Genomic DNA, 21,433 nt, shown 5'->3' on the forward strand with positions numbered 1-21,433 from the left:
CCGGGGGCATAGCCTCAGCGGATCAGGCGCACCATCTGATAATAGCCAAGCGGTCCGCGCTGGACCTCGATCCGCAGGCCATGCTCCCCCGCGAGGCGCGCAGCGACCATCGGCAGGTCCAGGCGCGGGGATACGTGGAATTTCCCCAGCCAGGCCCTGAGCGCCGCGCGCAAGGGAGAGGGCAGGCCGGAAAGATCGCCGAAATCGACCGCATGGAGGACACCGCCGGGCGCCAGCGCTGCGGCGGCCTGCGTCAGCGCCGCCTGCCAGCCGGGGATCATCGAGAGGGTGTAGGAGAGCACGACCCGGTCGAAGCCGGTTCGGCCGAAGAGGGCCTGCGAATCGAACCGCGTTGCATCGCCCAGCGCCAGCTGCGCCTGCGGGCCGAGCCGGGCGCTCGCGCTTTTCAGCATCTCGCTGGAGATGTCGAAGCCGTGGCACTGCACGTCCGGCCATGCCGCTGCGATCAGTTCGAGATTGCGGCCCGTGCCGCAACCCACTTCGAGCACGGCCATTCCGGGCCGCGCATCGAGTTCGCGGATCAGGCGATCCCGGCCGAACAGGTAGTATTTGCGCGTGAAGTCGTAGATGTGGCGCTGGCCGCGATAGACTTTGTCCATCAGGGCCGCATGATCCTGCGAAACGGCGGTTCCGGTCATCGTCCGGCGCTCAGCCGCGCAGCACGTAGAGGTGGACGCCGCCATAGATCGACGAGCGATCCGCCTGGGTTGCCGCCCGCGATTCCTCCTCGCGATAGTCCCAGCGCGATAGGATTTCCTCGGGCACTCGGCCCGGCAGGAGCGTCGGCTCCGCGGCCGTGCGGAACAGCACGCGCGAGCCGGGGCGGGCGGTGCGGGTGATTTCGCTCCAGAGTTCGGTCAGCTGCGCGTCGCTCATCCAGTCCTGCGCGTCGAGCAGGATATAGCGGTCGAGCGAGGCTTCGGCGCTTTCCTTCAGCACCTGGGTGAAGTTTGCGTGGCGCAAGGTGAGCCGGCCCAGCCGTTCGCGTACCAGCTCGACATTGGCTTCCTGCAGATAGGGGGGCAGCGGCGCCTTGGCCTCACGGCCATAGCCGCGGCCGAAGGCTTGCCAGGCGAAGTAGTTGTCGTCGAGCGGGAAGTGGCAGGCCAGCTTCTCCAGCCGCGCGCGCAGCACGTCGGCCATGCGGTTGCCGCCGGCCAGCGCGTCGTATTGCGCAGGGGGAATGCCGAGGCCGAAGAGCGAGGCGGGCTGGTCGGTCAGCCAGCGCACGAGCTTGCGTTCGAAAATCGGCGCGAAGCGTTCGTCGAACACCCGGCGCTGTTCCTCCAGCGTTTCCGCGCCGAGGATCTCGCTCGGGTCGATCTTGTAGAGCTTGGCAAGGACGTGGGCGGCGCCGATGAAGTGGCCGAGTAGGCCCTGCTTGTAGATGCCGCGCGTAAAGCCCTTGATGCGCCGGCGGCCCACCAGGTCGCGGCCTTCCCAGTAGCGGCGGGTGGCCTCGTCGAGATGGGGCGCAAGACGCTCGCGATAAGTCGCGAAATTGCCGGGATGGTCGGCCTCGCCGATGAAGCGGCGCAAGTCCGCATAGTCCGTTAGGTTGCGGATCGCAGCGATCTTGAGGCGGCCGAGCGCGATGTGCGCGGTGTTGAGGTCCACGCTGGTGATCGCGGCCGGGTCTGCCGTGAGATAGGACAGTGCGTTGCAGCTGCCGCTGGAGATCGTGATGACCCGGCTATCCGGCCCGATCTGCAGGGCTTCCATGTCGGCGACCGGGTCTTCCCAGATCTGCGCGTAGACCAGGCCCTTGAAGGCGAGCGCGAAGGCCTTGTCGAGCAGGCGCGCACCGCGCCTGGTTTCCTGGCGGACAACGGCGCCTTCGATGAGGTTGGATGCGGGATGGGCATTGGACATCGTTCGGCGGACCCCCGGGCCGTAAGAAGCTTGTGCGGCTCCAATGCCTCCGCGGCGTGACCGCGCGATGACGGGACGATGGCGGATTATGACAGTCTTTTGTTTGGTACGCCTTCGACCTCCGTCGTTTTTGCCCCGCCCGTCAGGTCGGGCAAAAACTCTCACAGTTGAGTTGTCACACAGGGCCTCTATATGCGGCTGTTCGCGAGCATCGCGTTAAGGAGACAGATTGGTGAGCAAGGTTCTGGTGATCGGCGCAGGCGGCGTCGGTTCGGTCGCGGTCCACAAGATGGCGATGAATCCCGACATCTTCTCGGACATTCACCTCGCGAGCCGCACGGTCTCCAAGTGCGAGGCGATTGCCGAGTCGGTCAAGGCGCGCACCGGCGTCTCGATCAGCACTTATGCGATCGACGCTGATGACGTGGCCGCGACGAGCGCGCTGATCCGCTCGATCGGGCCGGAACTCGTCGTCAACCTCGCGCTGCCTTATCAGGATCTCGCGATCATGGACGCCTGCCTGGCGACCGGCGTGAACTACATGGATACCGCGAACTACGAGCCCAAGGACGTGGCCAAGTTCGAATATCACTGGCAGTGGGCCTACCAGGACAAGTTCAAGGAAGCGGGCCTCACCGCGCTGCTCGGCTCGGGCTTCGATCCGGGCGTGACCTCGGTCTTCGCCATGTGGCTGAAGAAGCACAAGCTCAAGACCATCCGCACGCTCGACATTCTCGATTGCAACGGCGGCGACCACGGCCAGGCTTTCGCGACCAACTTCAACCCGGAAATCAACATCCGCGAAGTGACCGCGCCGGCCCGCCACTGGGAGAACGGCGAATTCGTCGAGACCCCGGCGATGGGCGTGAAGCAGAGCTTCGACTTCGAGGCCGTCGGTCCCAAGAACATGTACATGATGTATCACGAGGAACTGGAAAGCCTCGCGAAGTTCATCCCCGAGATGGAGCGCGCGCGCTTCTGGATGACCTTCGGCGATGCCTATATCCAGCACCTTACCGTACTGCAGAACGTGGGCATGACCCGCATCGACCCGGTGATCTACAACGGCGTCGAGATCATCCCGCTCCAGTTCCTCAAGGCCGTGCTGCCCGAGCCGGCCTCGCTCGGCCCCACGACCAAGGGCAAGACCAATATCGGCGACATCGCGACCGGCGAAGCGCTCGATGGTTCGGGCGAGAAGACGTTCTACATCAAGAACATCTGCGACCATGAAGACGCCTATGCCGAAACCGGCAACCAGGCCGTCAGCTACACCACCGGCGTTCCGGCGATGATCGGCGCGGCCATGCTGCTGACCGGCAAGTGGAGCGGTGCAGGCGTGTTCAACATGGAGCAGTTCGATCCCGATCCCTACATGGACATGCTCAACCAGCATGGCCTGCCGTGGACGGTCGAGGAACTCGACGGACCGCTGGCGTTCTGATGGCAGGGCTGCGGACCGTCCTCGTCGCTGCCTTCGGCGCTCTCGCGCTGGTCGGCTGCGCGCCGCAGGACGGTCCGCAGCCGCCTTCCACCCCGGCACCCGCCAGCCCGACACCGCCGACCCAGCCGGCCGGACACAAGGGCGAGGGGCAGGACTATAACCGCGACATGAGCGCGGACGATCGCGCAGCCTGCCAGTCCGCAGGCGGCACCGTGCAGCGCCGCGGCATGCTGGGCATGGAGCAATGCGTCCATCCCTACGCCGATGCGGGCAAGCCTTGCACCGATTCCGCGCAGTGCCAGGGCAAGTGCGTCGGCAGTGCGGGCGCCGTGTCTCCGGACAAGGCCGCGAGCGGGACCTGCCAGGCCGACGACAAGCTCTATGGCTGCTATGCCGAGGTCAAGCAGGGCAAGGCGGTCAACGCCATCTGCGTCGACTGAGGCGGCCGTGAACTGGACCTTCGTTGCGCCCGTGGCCATGCTGGCGGGCTCCAATATCTTCATGAACACCGCCTGGTACCTCCATCTCAAGATGCCTGGCAAAGCCTTGTGGGTGGCCGTGGCGATGAGCTGGGGCATTGCCTTCTTCGAATATTGCCTGGCCGTGCCTGCCAACCGGATCGGCAGCCAGGTCTATTCGCTGGGCCAGCTCAAGGTGCTGCAGGAGGCCATGTCGCTCATGGCTTTCGTCCTGGTGGCCTGGGCGCTGTTCGGTCAGAAGCCGGGGTTGAACGAGATCGTCGGCTTCGCGCTGGTCGGGGCAGGGGCCTGGTTCATCTTCAAGGGCCCGTTCGGCTGACGTGTTCTTGAAGCCGTGCGCAGGCAGGGCCATCTGGTTGCAAATTCGGCTCCCTTCGCGGGGGCCATCCGAAAAGGACTGAACGAACATGGAAACCCGCGCCGGTGATCCGGGAGCTTTCGCCCATTTCGACCTGTCGCGCGTCGACAGCCCCAGTTTCGTGGTCGATGCGGCCCGGCTGCGCAGCAACCTGCGCGTGCTGGCCGATGTCGGCGAACGATCGGGCGCCAAGGTCCTGTCCGCGCTCAAGGCCTTCTCGATGTGGTCGACTTCGCAGATCGTCGGCGAATATCTCGACGGTGTCTGCACCTCGGGCCTGTGGGAAGCCCGTCTCGCCTCGGAATTCTACGATGGTGAGATCGCGACGTATTGCGCGGCCTACAAGGAACAGGATCTCGACGAGATCCTGCGCCTGTCGGACCATGTGATCTTCAATTCACCGATGCAGATCGAGCGCTTCTGGGCGCAGATCGAGGCGGCGCGCGCGCGCGGAGAGGACTTCGACATCGGTCTGCGCGTCAATCCGATGCATGCCGAAGGCGAAGTGCCGAAGTACGACCCCTGCGCACCGCATTCGCGCCTGGGCTTCCCGATCGACCAGCTCACCGAAGAGCATGTCGAGATGATCGACGGCATCCACATGCACACTTTGTGCGAACAGGACTTCGAGCCGCTGCGGCGGACCTGGGACAAGGCCTTCGATTACCTCGAACCGTTCTTCGGCCAGTTCAAGTGGATCAACCTGGGCGGCGGCCACCACATCACCCGCGCCGACTATCAGCGCGACGAGCTGGTGGAATTCCTGATCGACCTTCAGGAGGACACCGGCGCCGAAGTCTATATCGAGCCGGGTGAGGCCGTTGCGCTCGATGCGGGTATCCTGGTGGGGTCCGTGCTCGACGTGGCGCATAACGGCATGCCCGTGGCGATCGTCGACATTTCCGCGACCTGCCACATGCCGGACGTGATCGAAGCGCCCTATCGGCCCGCGATGCTCGGGGAAAAGGAAGAGGGCGAAGGCGAGCCGGTGCGGCTTGGCGGGCCTTCGTGCCTGGCCGGCGACGTGATCGGCGATTACGTCCTGCCCGTCGCCGCCGAGCCCGGAGCACGTTTCGCGTTCCTCGATCAGGCGCACTATTCGATGGTGAAGACCACGACCTTCAACGGCGTTCCGCTTCCCTCGATCTGGCTCTGGGATTCCGAGACCGACTCGCTCGAATGCATCCGCCGCTTCGGCTACGAGGATTTCCGCGACCGTCTCAGCTAAGGGAACCCCCTGAAATCAACGCGGGACGGCTCGATCCGTCCCGCGATTCCCCCACTCGGTCCCCTCCTGGTCGACTCGAAAGAACTCGTCCGGTCCCTCCTGCATTGTAGCTGTGAAACCGGCATATCCAGGTGTCCCTTTCATGACGGATGACCGGTTAGGGTTGCGCGAGCTAACGCTCTGTAAAGTCGCAGAAAAACCAAGTGGAGAGGCGGCATGATTTCACGCCCGATTTCCGATTATGACGTTTCTGTGAAACGGACCTTTTTTCACTTGCGATTCAGCTTGAGAGCCCTATATCCCGCCCCTCGCTGCCCCATGGGGACTTCCAAACCGCAAGGCAGCTCTTGTCATTAACAATTCCGTTTGGGGGTCCCTTGAGTTGCTCGAATTTCTTGACGCACCGGCTGTAGCGCGCGCAATCGCGCCCGACGAACCCGTTATTCTCAACCGCCAGCATGCTGCTGCGCGCGCGGCCCGTTTCTTCGCAACGAAGTTTCCGGGCAAGGCGCTCTATGCCGTGAAGGCGAACCCGTCGCCGGATCTTATCAAGATCCTCTGGGCGAATGGCATCACGCATTACGACGTCGCTTCCATCGGTGAAGTGCGCATGGTTCGCGGGGCACTGCCCGACGCGACCCTGTGCTTCATGCATCCGGTGAAGACGGCCAGCGCGATCCGCGAAGCCTACTTCGAACACGGCGTCCGCACCTTCAGCCTCGACACGATCGAGGAAGTCGAGAAGATCCTCGAAGCGACCACCGACGCGGAAGGCAGCCGCGCGACGGACCTGCGCCTCTGCGTGCGTCTGCGCGTCTCTTCCGAATATTCGGAACTGAGCCTCGCCTCGAAGTTCGGTGTCGATCTTGCCGATGCTGGAGAGCTGCTCCAGGCCACCCGTCAGGTTGCTGACTGGCTGGGCGTATGCTTCCACGTCGGTTCGCAGGCGATGACGCCTTTCGCCTACGTCCAGGCCCTCGAGCGCGCACGCGCCGCGATTGCCGACGCCGGTGTCGTCATCGACATGATCGACGTTGGTGGAGGTTTCCCCTCGGTCTATCCGGGCATGGAGCCGCCGCCGCTGGAAGACTATTTCCAGGTCATCCACCGTCACTTCGAAGCCCTGCCGATCGCCTACAACGCGGAACTGTGGTGCGAGCCCGGTCGTGCGCTCTCGGCCGAGTACAGCTCGATGATCGTCAAGGTCGAGAAGCGCCGCGGTGATGAGCTTTACATCAACGAGGGTGCCTATGGCGCGCTCTACGATGCCGCCCACGTCGCCTGGCGCTTCCCGGTGAAGTGCATCTCGCGTGAGGCCGCCGTCGGTGGCGAGCGTTCGGACGATCTCGAGGGCTTCTCGTTCTACGGCCCGACCTGCGACGACGCGGACTTCATGGAAGGCCCGTTCATGCTCCCGGCCGACATCAAGGCGGGCGACTGGATCGAAGTGGGCATGCTCGGCGCTTACGGCGCGGCCATGCGCACGGCCTTCAACGGCTTCGGCACGGGCGAAGTGCTGAACGTCGCCGACGAGCCGATGGCGAGCCTCTACACGGGCGAGCGCAAGGATCCGCGCGTCTCCGACAATGTGGTGTCGCTGCGCTGATCTGAGCCATCCGATTACAGAAAAGCCCGCCGGGAGCAATTCCGGCGGGCTTTTTCGTGAGTGCTGCTGCCGTCCCGGATCGCGTCCGGGACGGCAGCGCTGCCTCAGGCCTGGACGAACAGGTCCTTGTAGGCGCGCGGCTGGCTGCGCATGAACTGCGGGGCCGCCTTGACCTTGGCGCCCAGGGCCGCAGCCGCATGCCAGGGCCAGCGCGGATCGTAGAGCACGGTGCGGGCCAGCGCGATCATGTCCGCCTCGCCCGTCGCAATGATGGCTTCGGCCTGCTCGGGCTCGGTGATGAGGCCGACGGCGATCACCGGCATCGACACCGCGTCCTTGACCTTGCGGGCAAGCGGAACCTGATAGTTCGGGCCGACCGGGATCGTCTGCGCCGCGTCCAGTCCGCCGCTGGAAACGTGGTAGGCGGCGCAGCCGCGCGCTTCCAGCGCCTTGGCGAATGCGATGGACTGTTCCACGTCCCATCCACCCTCGACCCAGTCGGTACCGGAAACGCGCATCGTCACCGGCTTGTCGGCCGGGAAAGCGGCGCGAACGGCATCGTAGACTTCGAGGGGGAAGCGCATGCGGTTTTCCAGGCTGCCGCCATATTCGTCCTCGCGCTTGTTGGAGAGCGGCGAGAGGAACTGGTGAAGCAGATAGCCGTGAGCGCCGTGGATCTGCACGGCATCGATGCCGAGGCGGGCAGCGCGGCGGGCGGCGTCGGCGAAGGCGTCGCGAATGCGGGCCAGCCCTTCGCGGTCGAGCGCTTCGGGCGGGTTCTCGTCGGGCAGGAACGGCAGGTCCGACGCCGAGACGGTCTGCCAGCCGTTCTCGTGATCGGGCGCGATCTGCGCGCCGCCGTCCCAGGGCTTGGCCGTGCTGGCCTTGCGTCCGGCATGGGCAAGCTGGATGGCAATCGGCATGTCGGACCAGCGGCGCACGCTTTCCAGCACCTGGCCCATCGCCTGTTCGGTGGCATCGTCCCACAGCCCGACATCAGCGTAGGAAATGCGGCCCTCGGGGCTGACGGCGCTGGCCTCGATCGTCAGGATGCCCGCGCCGGACTGCGCCAGATTGCCGAGGTGAATGGTGTGCCAGTCCGTCACCCGGCCATTTTCGGCGGAATATTGGCACATCGGCGCGATGACGATGCGGTTGTCGAGAGTGAGGTTGCCGATGGTGATCGGCTCGAACAGCTTGGCCATGGAAGTCCTTCTGGTCACGTCGTCGCGGGGGAAAGCGTCGGGAGAGACGCGCGGAGGCGACGGGAGGAACTTGGGGGCCGATGCGCAAATGAAAAGGGCTCCGCCGTCGGAACGGGGAGCCCTTTGCAAAAGAAAATGTTGCGACTGCGAAAGCGCGCGGCGGTCAGGCCGCCAGGCGCATTTCCAGCCGTTCCCAGATTTCGACGAGGGCTTCGGTGAGGCTCTGCATCATCGCCTCGGTATGCGCCGGGCCGGGCGTGAAGCGCAGGCGTTCGGTGCCGCGCGGCACGGTCGGGAAGTTGATCGGCTGCACATAGGCGCCATATTCCGCGAGCAGGATGTCGCTGATCTTCTTGGCTTTCACCGGATCCCCGACCATCAGCGGCACGATATGCGTGGTCGAATCCATGACCGGCAGGCCCGCATCGCGGAACATCTGCTTCATCAGGGCGGCCGACCGCTGCTGCCCTTCGCGCTCGGCGCTGGAGCCCTTGAGGTGTTTCACCGAGGCGAGCACGCCCGCAACGAGCACCGGCGAAAGCGAGGTGGTGAAGATGAAGCCCGGTGCGTAGGAGCGGATGCAGTCGATGATCTTCTGGTTGGTGGCGATATAGCCGCCCATCACGCCGAACGCCTTGCCCAGCGTGCCTTCGATGATGTCGATGCGGTGGGCCGCTTCGTCACGATCGGTGATCCCGCCGCCTCGCGGGCCGTACATGCCGACCGCGTGGACTTCGTCGATATAAGTGAGGGCGTTGTACTTCTCGGCCAGGTCGCAGATCGCGTGGATCGGGGCGACGTCTCCATCCATCGAATAGACCGACTCGAAAGCGACCAGCTTGGGCAGCGCGGGGTCGGTGGCGGCCAGCAGTTCCTCGAGATGTTCAAGGTCGTTGTGGCGGAACACCTTCTTTTCGCAACCCGAATTGCGAATGCCGGCGATCATCGAGGCGTGGTTGAGTTCGTCCGAAAAGATCACGCAACCCGGCAGCAATTTCGCCAGGGTGGAGAGCGTCGCGTCGTTCGAGACATAGCCCGAAGTGAACAGCAGCGCGCCTTCCTTGCCGTGAAGGTCGGCCAGCTCACTTTCAAGTTCGATGTGATAGTGCGTGTTGCCGCCGATATTGCGGGTGCCGCCGGAACCGGCGCCCACATCGTGCAGCGCCTCTTCCATGGCCTCGATCACCTTGGGGTGCTGGCCCATCGCGAGATAGTCGTTCGAGCACCAGACCGTGATCGGCTTCGGTCCATTGTGACCGGCGAAGCAGCGGGCATTCGGGTAGGCACCCTTGTTGCGCAGGATGTCGATGAAAACGCGATAGCGGCCTTCCGAATGGAGGCGCTCGATCGCTTGATCGAAGATGTTTTCGTAGTTCACCTAGGCTCTATCCTGCGTTCGCCTTGAAGGGGCTGTTACCCAAGGGCTATTACCCGTTGCTGCGGGCAAATACATGATCGATCGGGACATGGCCAGAAGCTTGTCCTGCGGACTGTGATCGATCTTTTGCAAATCCGCTTGCAATCCCCGCCACGTCTCGCGGTTCGTGCCCGGAAACCACGATCATCGCCGGGGCGGCCCGCTTCAGGGCCTTGATGGTCATGAGCCAGGAGACGGTCAGGCGGCGCTCATCGCCGTTTCGCATCGTCGCGAAAGTGCGGGCCGGCGGGCGGCCCTCCATCCAGTTGGCATCGATCTTGGCGACATCGCCGGTGAAGAGATATTCGCGGCCGTCTTCAAGCCGGATGTAGACCATCATCGCGCGGTCGGGCAGGCCCTTCAGCGGAATGGCGACCACGCCGGGCGCCACCGCGCGCGGCTCCCCGTCACCGAGATCGGGAAGCGGCACGGCATCGGGCGAGGCCAGCGCCGGATTGCCCCGGTGGAGCGGCCGATCCAGCAGAACCAGCTTCATCGTGGCGATTTCGGCCGCTTCGTCGACGCGCCTCTGGGCGGAGAAGTCGAAATCCTCCACGTCCCGTTTCCTGGCATCGACGGGCGTGGTGCCGGCATCGATCAGGATCGGGGCACGGCCCGGAACGACCAGCTCGAAAGCGCGCAGGGCCAGCCTCACCGGCCGCAGGCCGCTGCCGGCGGCGATGCGGTTGTAGAGTTCGGAATGGTAGCCCAGGACTTCCTGCCGCAAGGCGACAGGGGCAGGCCCGGGGATGCCCTCGGCCAGTTCGCGCAGGCGCGACATGGTGATCGGCAGCGGTTTGGCGCCGGGGGCGCTGGCGTCGAACTGGAACCAGTAGAGCGGCACGCCCAGCAGGAGCACCAGGATGAGCAGCAACAGGTTCAGTCGCGGCGTCAAAACCGTCCACCCTCCGGCAACCCGTAGCGAGCCAGCGCATCGCCATACGCTCCGGGAAATTCTCCCGATCCGGTGAATAACGCGCGGTCCGGCTGCTGGCGAGCGTATTCCTGGCCCTCGGTAAGCTGGGCGATGCGCCGGGCGATACCCGCGGCGCCGTGGATGAAGCGGACGCCGGAGCCGAAAGCCTGCGCCAGTTCCTCTTCGAGCAGAGGGAAATGAGTGCAGGCCAGCACCAGCGTGTCGATATCCTCGCCGCCGGGCATGGCGCGCAGAGCCTCTGCGGCCCGGACGATCGCGGAGAGGTCGACCGGCTCGCCGCGCAGCTTGGCTTCGGCGGCTTCGACCAGGCCGGGGCCGCCATAGCGCAGCAGGCGCTTGCCCGGCGCAAATTCCTGCTCCAGCCTGTCGACATAGGCCTGCCGGACGGTTGCCTGGGTGCCCAGGAGGCCGATGACGCCGGTTCGGGTCATCGCGGCGGCAGGCTTGATGGCCGGGACCGTGCCGACAACCGGCACTTCCAGCACTTCGCGCACCATGCCGAGCGCGATCGTGGAGGCGGTATTGCAGGCGATGCAGACCAGACGCGGCGCAAAGCGCTCCGTCATGCGGCCGAGCAGCCCGGCGACGCGCGCGGTGACTTGCGCCTCGCTCTTGGTGCCATAGGGCAGGCCGGCCATGTCGGCGGCATAGATCACCGGCGCCTGCGGCAGGATCTTGCGCAATTCGCCCAGAACGGTGAGCCCGCCCACGCCCGAATCGAAAAGCAGGATCGGCGCGCCCCGTTCGACGGAAATGGGTTCGACGGAAGTGGGATCGGCGGAAGCGGGAGCGACGGACGTCGCGGGCAGCGCATGGGGCATTGGGGACATCGTTTTTCCTGGACCTTGTACCCTGTTAATCGCTCGGCACGGGAAAGAGCAATGTTCAAAGCTGCAAGTCCGCTCGCGATTTGCGCGTAACCGGGTAAGACTGCGCCGAAATGGAGCCATCGAACAGCGGCGCGGCGAATGCACCTCTGGCGGATTTTCACGCAGGCTCTTAAGAGGCGTTCATGGATTGGATTCTCGCCCTTTTTATGGGTTATGCCCTCGGTTCGGTGCCCTTCGGCCTGTTGATTACGCGCATGGCCGGGGCCGGCGACTTGCGCTCGATCGGTTCGGGCAACATCGGGGCCACGAATGTCCTGCGCACGGGCCGCAAGGGGCTGGCGGCCGCCACCCTGCTGCTGGACCTGCTGAAGGGCCTGGCCGCGGTCCTGATCGCTGCTCATTTCCTGCCGGAATGGACCTGGCTGGCCGCGCTCGGCGCGTTTCTCGGCCACTGTTTCCCGGTCTGGCTGGGCTTCAAGGGCGGCAAGGGGGTCGCCACCACCGCCGGCATCGCCTTCGGGCTCGCTTGGCCGGTGGGGCTTGCCTATGCCGTGACCTGGATCGGACTGCTGCTGACCTTGCGGATTTCCTCTGTTGCGGGAATGACGGCCGCCGTCGTCGCGCCGATTGCGGCCCTGTTGCTGGGTCATGGTGAGGCGGCCGGCGTGCTCGCCGTGATCGCCGCTATCGTGGTGTTCCAGCACCGCGAGAACCTCGCCCGCCTGCGCGCCGGAACGGAACCCAGGATCGGGAGCGGCAAGAAGCCGTGACCGGGGCGGGGCGCGCGGAGCAGGGCGTACCGCCGGGGGAGGCCGCTGCGCTCTCGCAGGAGGAAGCCTTCGCCCGCATTCGCCTGCTGCGCTCGCCGAATATCGGCCCGATTACGTACAGGCAGCTTCTCGGCCGGTTTGGAGAGGCGCGCGCGGCGCTCGGCGCGCTTCCGGATCTCGCCGGACGGGCAGGACGGCCATACGAAGCGGCGTCCGAACACCGGGTCCAGGCGGAAATCGCGGCGACGCGAAAGGCCGGTGCGCGTTATCTTTTTCACGATTCGCCGGATTATCCGCAGCTTCTCGCCCATAGCGACGGCGCGCCGCCGATCCTGACCTATCGCGGCGATCTTGCCGTTCTGGGCCGCCCGGCCGTGGCTGTCGTGGGCGCGCGCAACGCTTCGGCAGGTGCCGTGCGTCTGGCGCGGGACTTCGCGCATGGCCTTGCCGAGGCGGGTTTCACAGTAGTTTCCGGTCTGGCGCGGGGCATAGACGGCGCGGCGCATGCCGGCGCTCTGGCGGGCGGCTCGACCATAGGCGTGATCGCCAGCGGGATCGACATCGCCTATCCGCCCGAACATGCCGACTTGCAGGCACGTGTCGCCAGCGAGGGCCTGCTGCTTGCAGAGCAGCCGCCGGGGACGGAGCCGCTGGCCCGTCACTTTCCCACTCGCAACCGCATCATTGCCGGGCTGGCAACGGGGACCCTGGTGGTGGAGGCGGCGCCGAAGTCCGGGTCGCTCATTACCGCGCGGCTCGCCGGAGAGATGGGGCGCGAGGTCATGGCAGTGCCGGGCTCGCCGCTCGATCCGCGCTCGCATGGTTGCAACCAGCTCATTCGCGACGGGGCCGTGCTGGTGCAATCGGTGGAGGACGTCATCGAACTGCTTTCCGGTTTCGATGGCATACCCGGATCGCGGATGACCGCCAGCTTACAGGAAGCCCAGTCGCAGTGGCAGGACGAGGATCGGCCGCTTGTGGCGCCGCCCGAAATCTGTGTGGCGGACCTGCTGACGAGCGCGCCGGTAGCGGTCGACGAATTGATTCGCCAGTCGGGCGCGGGCGCGCCATCGGTGCAGATGGCGCTGCTCGAACTCGAAATCGGTGGCCGTCTGCAGCGTCATGCGGGGGGCAGGGTCAGTCTGTCCTGAGCGTCCTGGTCGCGGTGAGCGGCGGGAAAGGCGGGTTTCCCGCAGCCAGGGCAGAAACCTGACCTGAATTTTGGTTTGAAATGAAGATGCCATATCTGGGCGCTTGACGAGTGCCCCAATCGCTTCCCACCCTATGCGTACACGTATATGCGCACGTAAGGCGCATGTCGCCCAGGGGCACACAGAGTCTGAAAGAATGCAGCTAGTCATCGTAGAATCGCCGGCAAAGGCGAAAACCATCGAGAAGTACCTCGGCAAGGACTACAAGGTTCTCGCCAGCTACGGCCACGTCCGCGACCTTCCGCCGAAGGATGGCTCCGTCCGTCCCGACGAGGGCTTCGAGATGGACTGGGAGCTTTACGGGGACAAGCAGAAGCAGGTGAAGGCGATCACCGACGCCGCGAAGGGGGCAGACCGCCTGATCCTCGCGACTGACCCTGATCGCGAAGGTGAAGCGATTTCCTGGCACGTGCGCGAGCTTCTGGCCAAGCGCAAGGCGCTGCCCAAGGACGTGCAGCGCGTGACCTTCAACGCCATCACCAAGGATACCGTCACCAAGGCGATGACCCAGCCGCGCGAGCTGGATCAGGATCTGATCGACGCCTATCTCGCCCGACGCGCGCTGGACTATCTGTTCGGCTTCACGCTTTCGCCGGTGCTCTGGCGCAAGCTGCCGGGTGCGAAGTCGGCCGGCCGCGTGCAGTCGGTGGCCCTGCGCCTGATCGTCGACCGCGAGCGCGAGATCGAGGCTTTCAAGCCGCAGGAATACTGGTCCGTAGCGGCACAGATGGCGCATGACGGCACCGAGTTCGCCGCCAAGCTGGTCGCTTTCGAGGGCAAGAAGCTCGATCGCCTCAGCATCGGCGAAGAAGGCACGGCGATGCGCGCCAAGGCCGCTGTCGAAAACGGTGCCTTTACCGTCGAATCGGTCGAGACCAAGCCGCACAAGCGCAACCCGCAGCCGCCGTTCACCACGTCTACCCTGCAGCAGGAGGCGGCGCGCAAGCTCGGCTTCTCGGCCAGCCAGACCATGCGCGTGGCGCAGACGCTCTATGAAGCCGGCGCGATCACTTACATGCGTACCGATGGCGTGCAGATGGACCCCAGCGCCATCTCGGCCGCCCGTGCCGCGATCACGGACCGGTTTTCGGGCCATTACCTGCCCGAGCAGCCGCGCATCTACCAGACCAAGGCGAAGAATGCGCAGGAAGCGCACGAGGCGATCCGGCCGACCGAGTTCACCCGCGACCGTTTCGGCTCGGGCGACGAGGCGCGCCTCTACGACCTGATCTTCAAGCGCGCCATGGCCAGCCAGATGGCCTCGGCCGCGCTCGAACGCACCACGGTCACTCTCCGGGACGGCACCGGCCAGCACGAGTTGCGCGCTTCGGGCCAGGTGGTGAAGTTCCCGGGCTTCCTTGCCGTCTACGAGGAAGGTCAGGACAACAAGTCCGAAGATGACGACGGCGGCTTGCTGCCGTTCATGAAGTCGGGCGACATGCCGGCGAAAAAGGGCGTCACGGCCGAGCAGCACTTCACCCAGCCGCCGCCGCGTTTCTCGGAAGCCAGCCTGGTCAAGCGCCTCGAAGAACTCGGCATCGGCCGTCCGTCGACATATGCGGCGACGATCCAGGTCATCAAGGATCGCAACTACGTCCGCACCGAGAAGAACCGTTTCTTCGCAGAGGAATCGGGCCGACTTCTCACCTCGTTCCTCGAACGCTTCTTCCAGCGCTACGTCGCCTACGAATTCACGGCGGGCATGGAAGACGAGCTGGACGACGTTTCGGGCGGTCGCCAGGAATGGAAGGCGCTGCTCGAAGCCTTCTGGCGCGACTTCAAGCCGAAGTCGGACGAAGTCATGGAAAAGAAGCCCTCGGAAGTGACCGAGGCGCTGGACGAATTCCTGTCCGACTACCTGTTCCCGCCCAAGGCGGACGGTACCGATCCGCGTCTTTGCCCGAAGTGCGGCGAGGGCCGCCTGTCGCTGCGCGGCGGTCGCTACGGCGCTTTCGTTGCCTGCTCGAACTACCCGGAGTGCAAGTTCACCCGCAAGTTCGCACAGCCCGGCGGCGCCGCGGATGGCGGCGATGACGAAGGCCTGGGCAAGGACCCCGAAACCGGCCTTGAGATCATGCGTCGTTCGGGACGTTTCGGTCCCTACATCCAGCTCGGCGAAGGCAAGGAAGCCAAGCGCGCGTCGATACCCAAGGATATCGATGAACTCACGCTGGAATGGGGGATCAAGCTGCTCAGCCTGCCGCGCACCATCGGGCCGCACCCGGAAACCGGCAACGACATCACCGCGAGCATCGGCCGTTACGGCCCCTATCTTGCGCATAACGGCAAATATGCCCGCCTGCGCTCGACCGCCGAAGTGTTCGAGACGGGCATGAACATGGCCGTGACCAAGCTTGCCGAAGCGGCGGCGGGCGCGGGCGGGCGTGGTTCGCGTGCGGCAGCCGAGCCGATCAAGGTTCTGGGCGCTCACCCGACATCGGGCGGCGAGATCAAGGTGCTGGCGGGTCGCTACGGGCCTTACGTCACTGACGGCGCGACCAATGCCACCCTGCCGCGCGACCAGAAGCCGGAGGACCTGACGGCCGAGCAGGCGATCACGCTGATCGACGAGAAGGCTGCCAAGGGCCCGGCGAAGGGCAAGAAGAAGGCGGCGCCCAAGAAGGCCTCGGCCAAGAAAGCGCCTGCAAAGAAAGCGGCCGCAAAGGACGCCGGGGACAAGCCTGCTGCAGCCAAGAAGCCCGCAGCCAAGAAGCCTGCCGCAAAGAAAGCCACCGCCAAGGCTCCGGCAAAGCCCAAGAAGGAAGCAGCCGAATGAGCGACAAGATCGCCAAGCACAAGCAGCCCTGGAAGCCGGAGGAACTGCAGAAGCTTCAGACCCTGGCCGGTAAGGGCAAGGGTCTGAAGGAAATCGCCAAGGCGCTCAACCGCACCGAGGAATCGACCAAGGATGCCGCGCGCCAGCACGGCTTTGCGGTCGCCAAGGCGCGCTGACCCGCCAGCCGGGCTCGCCGTTGAAGCAGCGGGCCTGGTTCAGAAGGCCGGTTTCAGCCGGTAGAGCCCGAATTTCCGGGTGCCGACGATGACGCCCTCGTAGCGCTCATATGAGTGCGCGAGGGCTTTTCGTATCTGCGCGCGGGTCCGCAGATTGGGCAGGTTGGGACGGCTCGATTCCGAGACCACGATCACGCCGGGGCGGCTCTGCAGGATTCGGCCGACTTCCGCCTCGGGATCGACTCCCAGAGCGCCGGCCTCGTTCATCGCATTGAGATGGCTTGGGTAGGCGAAGCGCGTGGGAATGCAGGCATTGGTGGTGCGGTAGAGGGCGCTGTCGCCTTCGTAGACATAGAGGCAGCGGCCCCGCAGTTCGCGGGCGACCGCCTGGCTGGCGGCGGCAAAGTCCGCCGCCGTGCCGCGTTCGCGCACTTGCAGGGCGGGAACCACCAGAGCGCCCAGCAGGCCGAAGCCCAGCAGGAGCCGTCCGTACCAACGCTCGCCGCGAGCCTCGCGGGCGAGGGCAGGGGCCGACAGCAGGCAAAGGGGCACGAGGACCGGCCCGAGATAATGGTCGTACCAGGTGCCGAAAGCCAGGAATCCCAGCACGGCGACGAGCGCCCAGACGCGCATGGCCGGAAGCATGGCGGGACAAGTTCCGCCTGGAAGCGCATGACGTCGCGGCGCGAGCAGGATGGCGAGCGCGAAGGGCGTCATCGCCAGGCCCTCTTTCGCCAGTTGCGCGAAAGCGTCTGCCTGATCGACGGCGCGGCCGAATATCGAGAGGAAGTTGGCCTGGACGAATGCCGCGCCGTGCCCTGCCGCGGCATAGCCGGCCCAGACGGCGAGAGTGGGGGCGAGGGCGGTTCCGGCCCAGACCGTGCCGGTCAGAGCCAGCCGCGGCAGGCCCCAGCCGTCCCGCCGCCCGCGAAGCAGCAGCATCATGCCGAAACCCATGCCCTCGAAAACGACGCTATACTTGATCTGCAGGGCCAGGCCGAGCAGCAGCATGGCGGCGCATCCCCGCAGGACCAGCCTTGCATCCCGGTTTCGCGGCATGGCCCGAAGCACGATCAGGGCGGCCAGCGCAACGGGGAGATTGTAGAATACAGGCGCCTGTCCCAGTGCCACGTTGAACACCGGCTGGTAGAGCAGGTAGGCAAGGCCCGCGGCCTGTGCTGCCCGGGCAGGCGCGATGGCGCGGGCCATGCGTTCGATCACCAGCGCCGTGAGAACCGAAAAGACCAGGCCGGCGAGCTGATATGCCAGCACCGGGTCGATGGGCAGGGCGAACAGGCTGCGATAGAACAGGAACAGGCCGTAAGGCTTGCGGTCCCAGATATCGACGAAAGGCAAGGCGCCCTGCGCCATGCGCTGGCCGACCAGCAGGTAGAATTGCTCATCCGATTGGAAAGCCGGCTTGCCGAACATCATCAGCCGGAGGATCAGTCCCGCGCCCAGGTAGAGCAGGGGCGAGGCGACCGCCGGCCGTGCCGGTGCGACATTGCCCGCGCGGGCGATCCTCGCCGCCGTCAGCCGCGCGATTCCGATCATTGCTTCGACCCTTTTTCACCCGCCCTCGTGCCCCGATACGGCGGGCAGGCGATGGCGCGGCCGTGTCATGCCGGGGCAAGGTTGCGGTATGGAGACACCGGCGCCACCCACCCTTCGGATGGCTTGCGACAATTTCTTACCCGAGCCACCTTGCGACCGGAGCGGAACTCAGGCGTTGGAAGATCATGCTGCGAATGCGAGACGATGAAGGCGTGACCCCGGCCGCCTTGAAGGACGAGGGCGATAGCGGCCTGCCGATGCCGCGCCGCATATGGGCGATCGTGGCCATCTCGTTCGGCACGGCGCTGTTCGTGCTGGACGGGACGATCGCCAATGTCGCCCTGCCGACGATTGCGGGCGAGCTTTCGGTGGAAGAGGGCGTCGTCGTCAACGTGGTGACGGTCTACCAGCTCGTCATGGTCATGGCGCTCCTGCCTTTCGCCAACCTGGGCGAGCGCCTGGGGCTGCGACGGGTCTACCAGACCGGGCAGGTGATCTTCATGGCCGCTTCGGCGCTGGCGTTCCTCGCCAATTCGCTGCCGATGCTGCTGGTGATCCGTGCCGGCCAGGCGCTGGGTGCCGGCATGGCCATGAGCGTGGGCACCGCGTTGATCCGGCAGATCTACCCCAAGGCAAAGCTCGGCAGCGGGCTGGGCATCAACTCGGTGATCGTGGCGTCGTCGAACGCGCTAGCGCCGGTGCTGGGAGGCTTCATCGTGGCCCATGCGGACTGGCGCTGGGTCTTCGTGGCGGCAGTGCCGTTCGCGCTGATCTCGCTCGTCATCGGGCGTTTCCTGCCTGAGCCGCAGCGGGGAGAAACCCCGTTTGACTGGGCCGCCGGGCTGTGGAGTGCGGCCAGCTTCGCTATGCTGATCGGCGGCCTGGAACTCGCGGCACATGGCGGCATGGTGGAACTGGGCATCGTCGTGGCGCTGGGCGGTCTGGGCTCGGCCCTGCTGCTGGCACGGCGGGAGCGGGGCAAAGCCAATCCGGTTTTCCCGGTAGACCTCATGGCCCGGCCGGCCATCGGCCTCTCCACGATCGCCGCCGTGGCCGCCTTCATCGGTTCGGCGGCGCTGATCGTGGCACTGCCGTTCCGGCTGGAGCAGGGCATGGGCTATAGCGCCCAGCAAGTGGGCCTGCTGGTCCTGCCGTTCCCGTTGACGATGCTGGTGGTGGCGCCCGTGGCGGGGTGGCTCTCGGACCATGTCTCGCCCTCGATCATGGGGCTGGTCGGAATGGGCATTGCCGTCGCCGGGCTGGTGCTGCTGGCGTTCCTGCCCGCGCAGCCGGGCGCCTTTGCGATCGCCTGGCGGCTGGTCGTCGCAGCTTTCGGGTTCAGTCTGTTCTTCTCGCCCAATGCCCGCATGGTCGTGGGCAACGCCCCGCGCGCGCGGTCGGCAGCGGCAGGCGGATTGCTCGCCACCGGACGCCTCTTCGGCCAGACGCTGGGCGCGGCGATGATCGGGACGATGTTGTCGCTCGGCGCCGGACAAGGCCCGGCGCCGATGCTCATGGCCGCTTCGCTGGCGGTGGTGGCGGCCCTTGCGAGCCTGGCCCGCTGGCGCCTGGCCGAGAAGGCCTAGCGCCGCGACTTGACGCCGGTCTGGCTCTTGATGCCGGGCTTGGCCGCGCTGCCGGTAGGTGCGGGCGTGGGCGTTGCCCGTGGAGCCGGCGGGGGCGGGGTGGCGATCATCGGCGCGGGCGCCGCTTGCGGCTGCAGGGTCAGCGTCGGCCGCGGCGCCTTCACGCCGCTACGGGTCAGCCACCAGGCGATGTCGTTGGCGGTGGCCTGCATGCCGGCGAAGTTCAGGTGCCATTGCAGGCCCTGGCTGCCGTCATAGCCTTCCGGCGATCCGATCATCCAGGGCAGCGGATCGCAGGGCGTATGCGCGGAGGAGGACTGGTTCATCTCGACGACGATGGCATTGTAGGCCTGCGCGACGCGGGCCGTGATTTCCGAAAGCCGCTGTCCGGTACGGCGCACCACGGCGGCGTGATCCTCGCTGACCGGCGTGACGGCGCACAGCGATCCTGCCTGGGGCAGGGGCGTGAGGTACTGCACGAAGACGAGCCGCGCGCGCGGAGCGACCGTGCGGATGCGGCGCGCGATCTCCATCATCTGCATCTCGTCGCGCGCGTAGTCGACTTCGGTGGGGACCTTCACGGCGCCGCAGGCGGCCCGCTTGCTGCCCGCCGGCATCTGGCTGGCGCGATAGAGGCAGGTGGCGGTGAACAGATTGCCGATGTAGTTGAGGTCGTTGCCGCCGATCGTCACCGTCACCAGCCGTGTCTGCGGGGTGACGGCATTGATCTGCGGGCCGATCTCGCCCCAGGGGCCAAGGACATTGTTGGTCGTGGCGCCCGAGCAGGTGCGGTCGGTCAGGATCATTCCGAAGCGCTCTGCCAGCAGCGTCGGATAGTTGTTCATGCTCTGGCCGCAGCGTGCCGGAGCGCCGGACTTGGCCGGCGGCAGCATCGGGCCGGCCGCGAAGGAGGAGCCGATCGCCACGTAGCGCTGCCCGACGAGGCTTTCCTCGACGGCTACGCTCTGTTCGGCCTCGGCAGCCCGGGCCTGCGCGGCCGATAGCGCCAGCGTGCCGGAAATCATGACGGCGGCTGACAACGCCGTCGACGTGAAACGTGCCATCACTTGACCCAGTCCAACCCCATCTCTTCGTAGAAATCGCGGGCGTCGGCCCAGTTTTCCTCGACTTTGACGTGGAGGAACAAGTGGACCTTCTGCCCAAGCACTTCGCCCAGTTCCTTGCGCGCGGCCTCGCCGATGGACTTGATCTTCGAGCCGCCCTTGCCCAGCACGATGGCGCGCTGGTTGTCGCGGGTGACGACGATCTGCTGGCGGATCTCCACCGAGCCATCCTTGCGCTGCTCATAGGCTTCCGGGCGCACCGCGGCGTCGTAGGGCAGTTCCTCGTGAAGCTGCTTGTAGAGCTGCTCGCGGGTGATCTCGCAGGCGAGCAGGCGCTCGCTCGCGTCGGAGACCTGGTCTTCCGGGTAGTGCCAGGGGCCTTCCGGCATGAGCCCGGCGAGATGGGCCTTCAGCTCGGGCACGCCGTCGCCAGAGAGCGCGGAGACGAAGAACACTTCGTCGAACTGGACTTTGCCGGTGAGTTCCTGGGCCAGCACCAGCAGCGGTTCCTTGGCGCCGGCATCGACCTTGTTGATCACCAGGATCTTGCGTTCGGCACGCGTCGCCAGCGCTTCGAGCAGGGGCTCCAGCTCGTGGCGGCGCTTCTTGATCGGGTCTACCACCAGCAGGATGGCGTCGGCCTCCTGCGCGCCTTCCCAGGCTGCAGCGACCATCGCCCGGTCCAGGCGGCGCTTCGGCTCGAAGATGCCGGGGGTATCGGCCAGGATGATCTGCACGTCATCGGCAAGGGCGATGCCCAGCAGGCGCGCGCGGGTGGTCTGGGCCTTGGCCGAAGTGATCGCCACTTTCTGCCCGACCAGCGCGTTGACCAGCGTGGACTTGCCGGCATTTGGCGCACCGATCACGGCGACGAGTCCGCATTTTTGAGTCATTGTCAT

General features: G+C 65.9%; 19 protein-coding genes. 10 read left to right on the top strand and 9 right to left on the bottom strand.

Annotated features, from left to right (window positions below; all coding sequences use genetic code 11):
- Window positions 1–14 precede the first annotated feature (14 nt).
- Window positions 15–659, bottom strand: coding sequence for a class I SAM-dependent methyltransferase (locus AC1VV3_RS00690; protein ID WP_132262181.1), 645 nt, complete (start codon window positions 657–659; stop codon window positions 15–17).
- 10 nt (window positions 660–669) lie between these two features.
- On the bottom strand, window positions 670–1,893 hold the full coding sequence (locus tag AC1VV3_RS00695; RefSeq protein WP_431567985.1) for a BtaA family protein: 1,224 nt from the start codon (window positions 1,891–1,893) through the stop codon (window positions 670–672).
- A gap of 232 nt (window positions 1,894–2,125) precedes the next feature.
- On the opposite strand from AC1VV3_RS00695, the gene AC1VV3_RS00700 reads away from it, so the two are divergent.
- The 5 genes from AC1VV3_RS00700 (at window position 2,126) to AC1VV3_RS00720 (ending at window position 7,008) form a co-directional block, all read left to right on the top strand.
- Complete coding sequence (locus AC1VV3_RS00700; RefSeq protein ID WP_431567986.1) at window positions 2,126–3,337, top strand: saccharopine dehydrogenase family protein; 1,212 nt, start codon at window positions 2,126–2,128, stop codon at window positions 3,335–3,337.
- Window positions 3,337–3,777: a hypothetical protein gene (locus tag AC1VV3_RS00705; protein ID WP_431567987.1), complete on the top strand. Its 441-nt coding sequence runs from the start codon at window positions 3,337–3,339 to the stop codon at window positions 3,775–3,777. The genes AC1VV3_RS00700 and AC1VV3_RS00705 overlap by 1 nt, the downstream gene beginning before the upstream one ends.
- A 7-nt stretch (window positions 3,778–3,784) precedes the next feature.
- Entirely contained in the window at window positions 3,785–4,135 is a 351-nt protein-coding gene (locus AC1VV3_RS00710; RefSeq protein WP_132262188.1) for a DMT family protein, read from the top strand.
- An 88-nt stretch (window positions 4,136–4,223) separates the two neighbouring features.
- Window positions 4,224–5,402 (top strand): carboxynorspermidine decarboxylase, encoded by a 1,179-nt coding sequence (locus AC1VV3_RS00715; protein WP_132262190.1) that lies wholly within the window; start codon window positions 4,224–4,226, stop codon window positions 5,400–5,402.
- Between the two features lie 382 nt (window positions 5,403–5,784).
- Window positions 5,785–7,008, top strand: coding sequence for a type III PLP-dependent enzyme (locus tag AC1VV3_RS00720; RefSeq protein ID WP_431567988.1), 1,224 nt, complete (start codon window positions 5,785–5,787; stop codon window positions 7,006–7,008).
- Window positions 7,009–7,112: 104 nt separating this feature from the next.
- On the opposite strand, the gene AC1VV3_RS00725 is transcribed toward AC1VV3_RS00720, so the two are convergent.
- The 4 genes from AC1VV3_RS00725 to murI form a co-directional block, all read right to left on the bottom strand.
- Window positions 7,113–8,213 (bottom strand): NADH:flavin oxidoreductase/NADH oxidase, encoded by a 1,101-nt coding sequence (locus tag AC1VV3_RS00725; RefSeq protein WP_431568021.1) that lies wholly within the window; start codon window positions 8,211–8,213, stop codon window positions 7,113–7,115.
- 163 nt (window positions 8,214–8,376) lie between these two features.
- Window positions 8,377–9,591, bottom strand: coding sequence for a 5-aminolevulinate synthase (gene hemA, locus AC1VV3_RS00730; RefSeq protein WP_132262196.1), 1,215 nt, complete (start codon window positions 9,589–9,591; stop codon window positions 8,377–8,379).
- A gap of 49 nt (window positions 9,592–9,640) precedes the next feature.
- A complete protein-coding gene (locus tag AC1VV3_RS00735; protein ID WP_207912792.1) occupies window positions 9,641–10,525 on the bottom strand; it encodes a hypothetical protein in 885 nt (294 codons plus the stop codon).
- A complete protein-coding gene (murI, locus tag AC1VV3_RS00740; RefSeq protein WP_431567989.1) occupies window positions 10,522–11,397 on the bottom strand; it encodes a glutamate racemase in 876 nt (291 codons plus the stop codon). Before murI ends, AC1VV3_RS00735 begins: the two co-directional genes overlap by 4 nt.
- 182 nt (window positions 11,398–11,579) lie before the next feature.
- Between murI and plsY the strand changes: the two genes are divergently transcribed.
- The 4 genes from plsY (at window position 11,580) to AC1VV3_RS00760 (ending at window position 16,330) form a co-directional block, all read left to right on the top strand.
- On the top strand, window positions 11,580–12,167 hold the full coding sequence (gene plsY, locus AC1VV3_RS00745; RefSeq protein ID WP_134092695.1) for a glycerol-3-phosphate 1-O-acyltransferase PlsY: 588 nt from the start codon (window positions 11,580–11,582) through the stop codon (window positions 12,165–12,167).
- Window positions 12,164–13,318: a DNA-processing protein DprA gene (dprA, locus tag AC1VV3_RS00750; RefSeq protein WP_431567990.1), complete on the top strand. Its 1,155-nt coding sequence runs from the start codon at window positions 12,164–12,166 to the stop codon at window positions 13,316–13,318. Before plsY ends, dprA begins: the two co-directional genes overlap by 4 nt.
- Window positions 13,319–13,514: 196 nt before the next feature.
- Window positions 13,515–16,154, top strand: coding sequence for a type I DNA topoisomerase (gene topA / locus AC1VV3_RS00755; protein ID WP_314463379.1), 2,640 nt, complete (start codon window positions 13,515–13,517; stop codon window positions 16,152–16,154).
- Window positions 16,151–16,330: a hypothetical protein gene (locus AC1VV3_RS00760; protein ID WP_132262204.1), complete on the top strand. Its 180-nt coding sequence runs from the start codon at window positions 16,151–16,153 to the stop codon at window positions 16,328–16,330. Before topA ends, AC1VV3_RS00760 begins: the two co-directional genes overlap by 4 nt.
- Before the next feature lie 39 nt (window positions 16,331–16,369).
- Here AC1VV3_RS00760 and AC1VV3_RS00765 read toward each other — a convergent pair whose 3' ends face one another.
- A complete protein-coding gene (locus tag AC1VV3_RS00765) occupies window positions 16,370–17,884 on the bottom strand; it encodes a hypothetical protein (RefSeq protein WP_431567991.1) in 1,515 nt (504 codons plus the stop codon).
- 194 nt (window positions 17,885–18,078) lie between these two features.
- Between AC1VV3_RS00765 and AC1VV3_RS00770 the strand changes: the two genes are divergently transcribed.
- A complete protein-coding gene (locus AC1VV3_RS00770; RefSeq protein ID WP_465128065.1) occupies window positions 18,079–19,470 on the top strand; it encodes an MFS transporter in 1,392 nt (463 codons plus the stop codon).
- On the opposite strand, the gene AC1VV3_RS00775 is transcribed toward AC1VV3_RS00770, so the two are convergent.
- The gene (locus tag AC1VV3_RS00775; protein ID WP_431567993.1) at window positions 19,467–20,534 is read right to left on the bottom strand and encodes an SGNH/GDSL hydrolase family protein; all 1,068 of its coding nucleotides are present in this window, start codon (window positions 20,532–20,534) and stop codon (window positions 19,467–19,469) included. The genes AC1VV3_RS00770 and AC1VV3_RS00775 overlap by 4 nt on opposite strands.
- Entirely contained in the window at window positions 20,534–21,427 is an 894-nt protein-coding gene (era, locus tag AC1VV3_RS00780) for a GTPase Era (RefSeq protein WP_431567994.1), read from the bottom strand. The genes AC1VV3_RS00775 and era overlap by 1 nt, the downstream gene beginning before the upstream one ends.
- Between the last annotated feature and the right edge of the window lie 6 nt (window positions 21,428–21,433).

It is taken from the genome of Novosphingobium sp. BL-S-34 (assembly GCF_056857015.1).

What these genes read in the sequence shown, in the direction of transcription:
- AC1VV3_RS00690 (WP_132262181.1), bottom strand. Translation starts at nt 659, where the DNA reads ATGACCGGAACCGCCGTTTCGCAGGATCATGCGGCCCTGATGGACAAA.
- AC1VV3_RS00695 (WP_431567985.1), bottom strand. Translation starts at nt 1,893, where the DNA reads ATGTCCAATGCCCATCCCGCATCCAACCTCATCGAAGGCGCCGTTGTC.
- AC1VV3_RS00705 (WP_431567987.1), top strand. Translation starts at nt 3,337, where the DNA reads ATGGCAGGGCTGCGGACCGTCCTCGTCGCTGCCTTCGGCGCTCTCGCG.
- AC1VV3_RS00715 (WP_132262190.1), top strand. Translation starts at nt 4,224, where the DNA reads ATGGAAACCCGCGCCGGTGATCCGGGAGCTTTCGCCCATTTCGACCTG.
- AC1VV3_RS00725 (WP_431568021.1), bottom strand. Translation starts at nt 8,213, where the DNA reads ATGGCCAAGCTGTTCGAGCCGATCACCATCGGCAACCTCACTCTCGAC.
- murI (WP_431567989.1), bottom strand. Translation starts at nt 11,397, where the DNA reads ATGTCCCCAATGCCCCATGCGCTGCCCGCGACGTCCGTCGCTCCCGCT.
- plsY (WP_134092695.1), top strand. Translation starts at nt 11,580, where the DNA reads ATGGATTGGATTCTCGCCCTTTTTATGGGTTATGCCCTCGGTTCGGTG.
- topA (WP_314463379.1), top strand. Translation starts at nt 13,515, where the DNA reads ATGCAGCTAGTCATCGTAGAATCGCCGGCAAAGGCGAAAACCATCGAG.
- AC1VV3_RS00760 (WP_132262204.1), top strand. Translation starts at nt 16,151, where the DNA reads ATGAGCGACAAGATCGCCAAGCACAAGCAGCCCTGGAAGCCGGAGGAA.
- AC1VV3_RS00765 (WP_431567991.1), bottom strand. Translation starts at nt 17,884, where the DNA reads ATGATCGGAATCGCGCGGCTGACGGCGGCGAGGATCGCCCGCGCGGGC.
- AC1VV3_RS00770 (WP_465128065.1), top strand. Translation starts at nt 18,079, where the DNA reads ATGCGAGACGATGAAGGCGTGACCCCGGCCGCCTTGAAGGACGAGGGC.
- AC1VV3_RS00775 (WP_431567993.1), bottom strand. Translation starts at nt 20,534, where the DNA reads ATGGCACGTTTCACGTCGACGGCGTTGTCAGCCGCCGTCATGATTTCC.
- era (WP_431567994.1), bottom strand. Translation starts at nt 21,427, where the DNA reads ATGACTCAAAAATGCGGACTCGTCGCCGTGATCGGTGCGCCAAATGCC.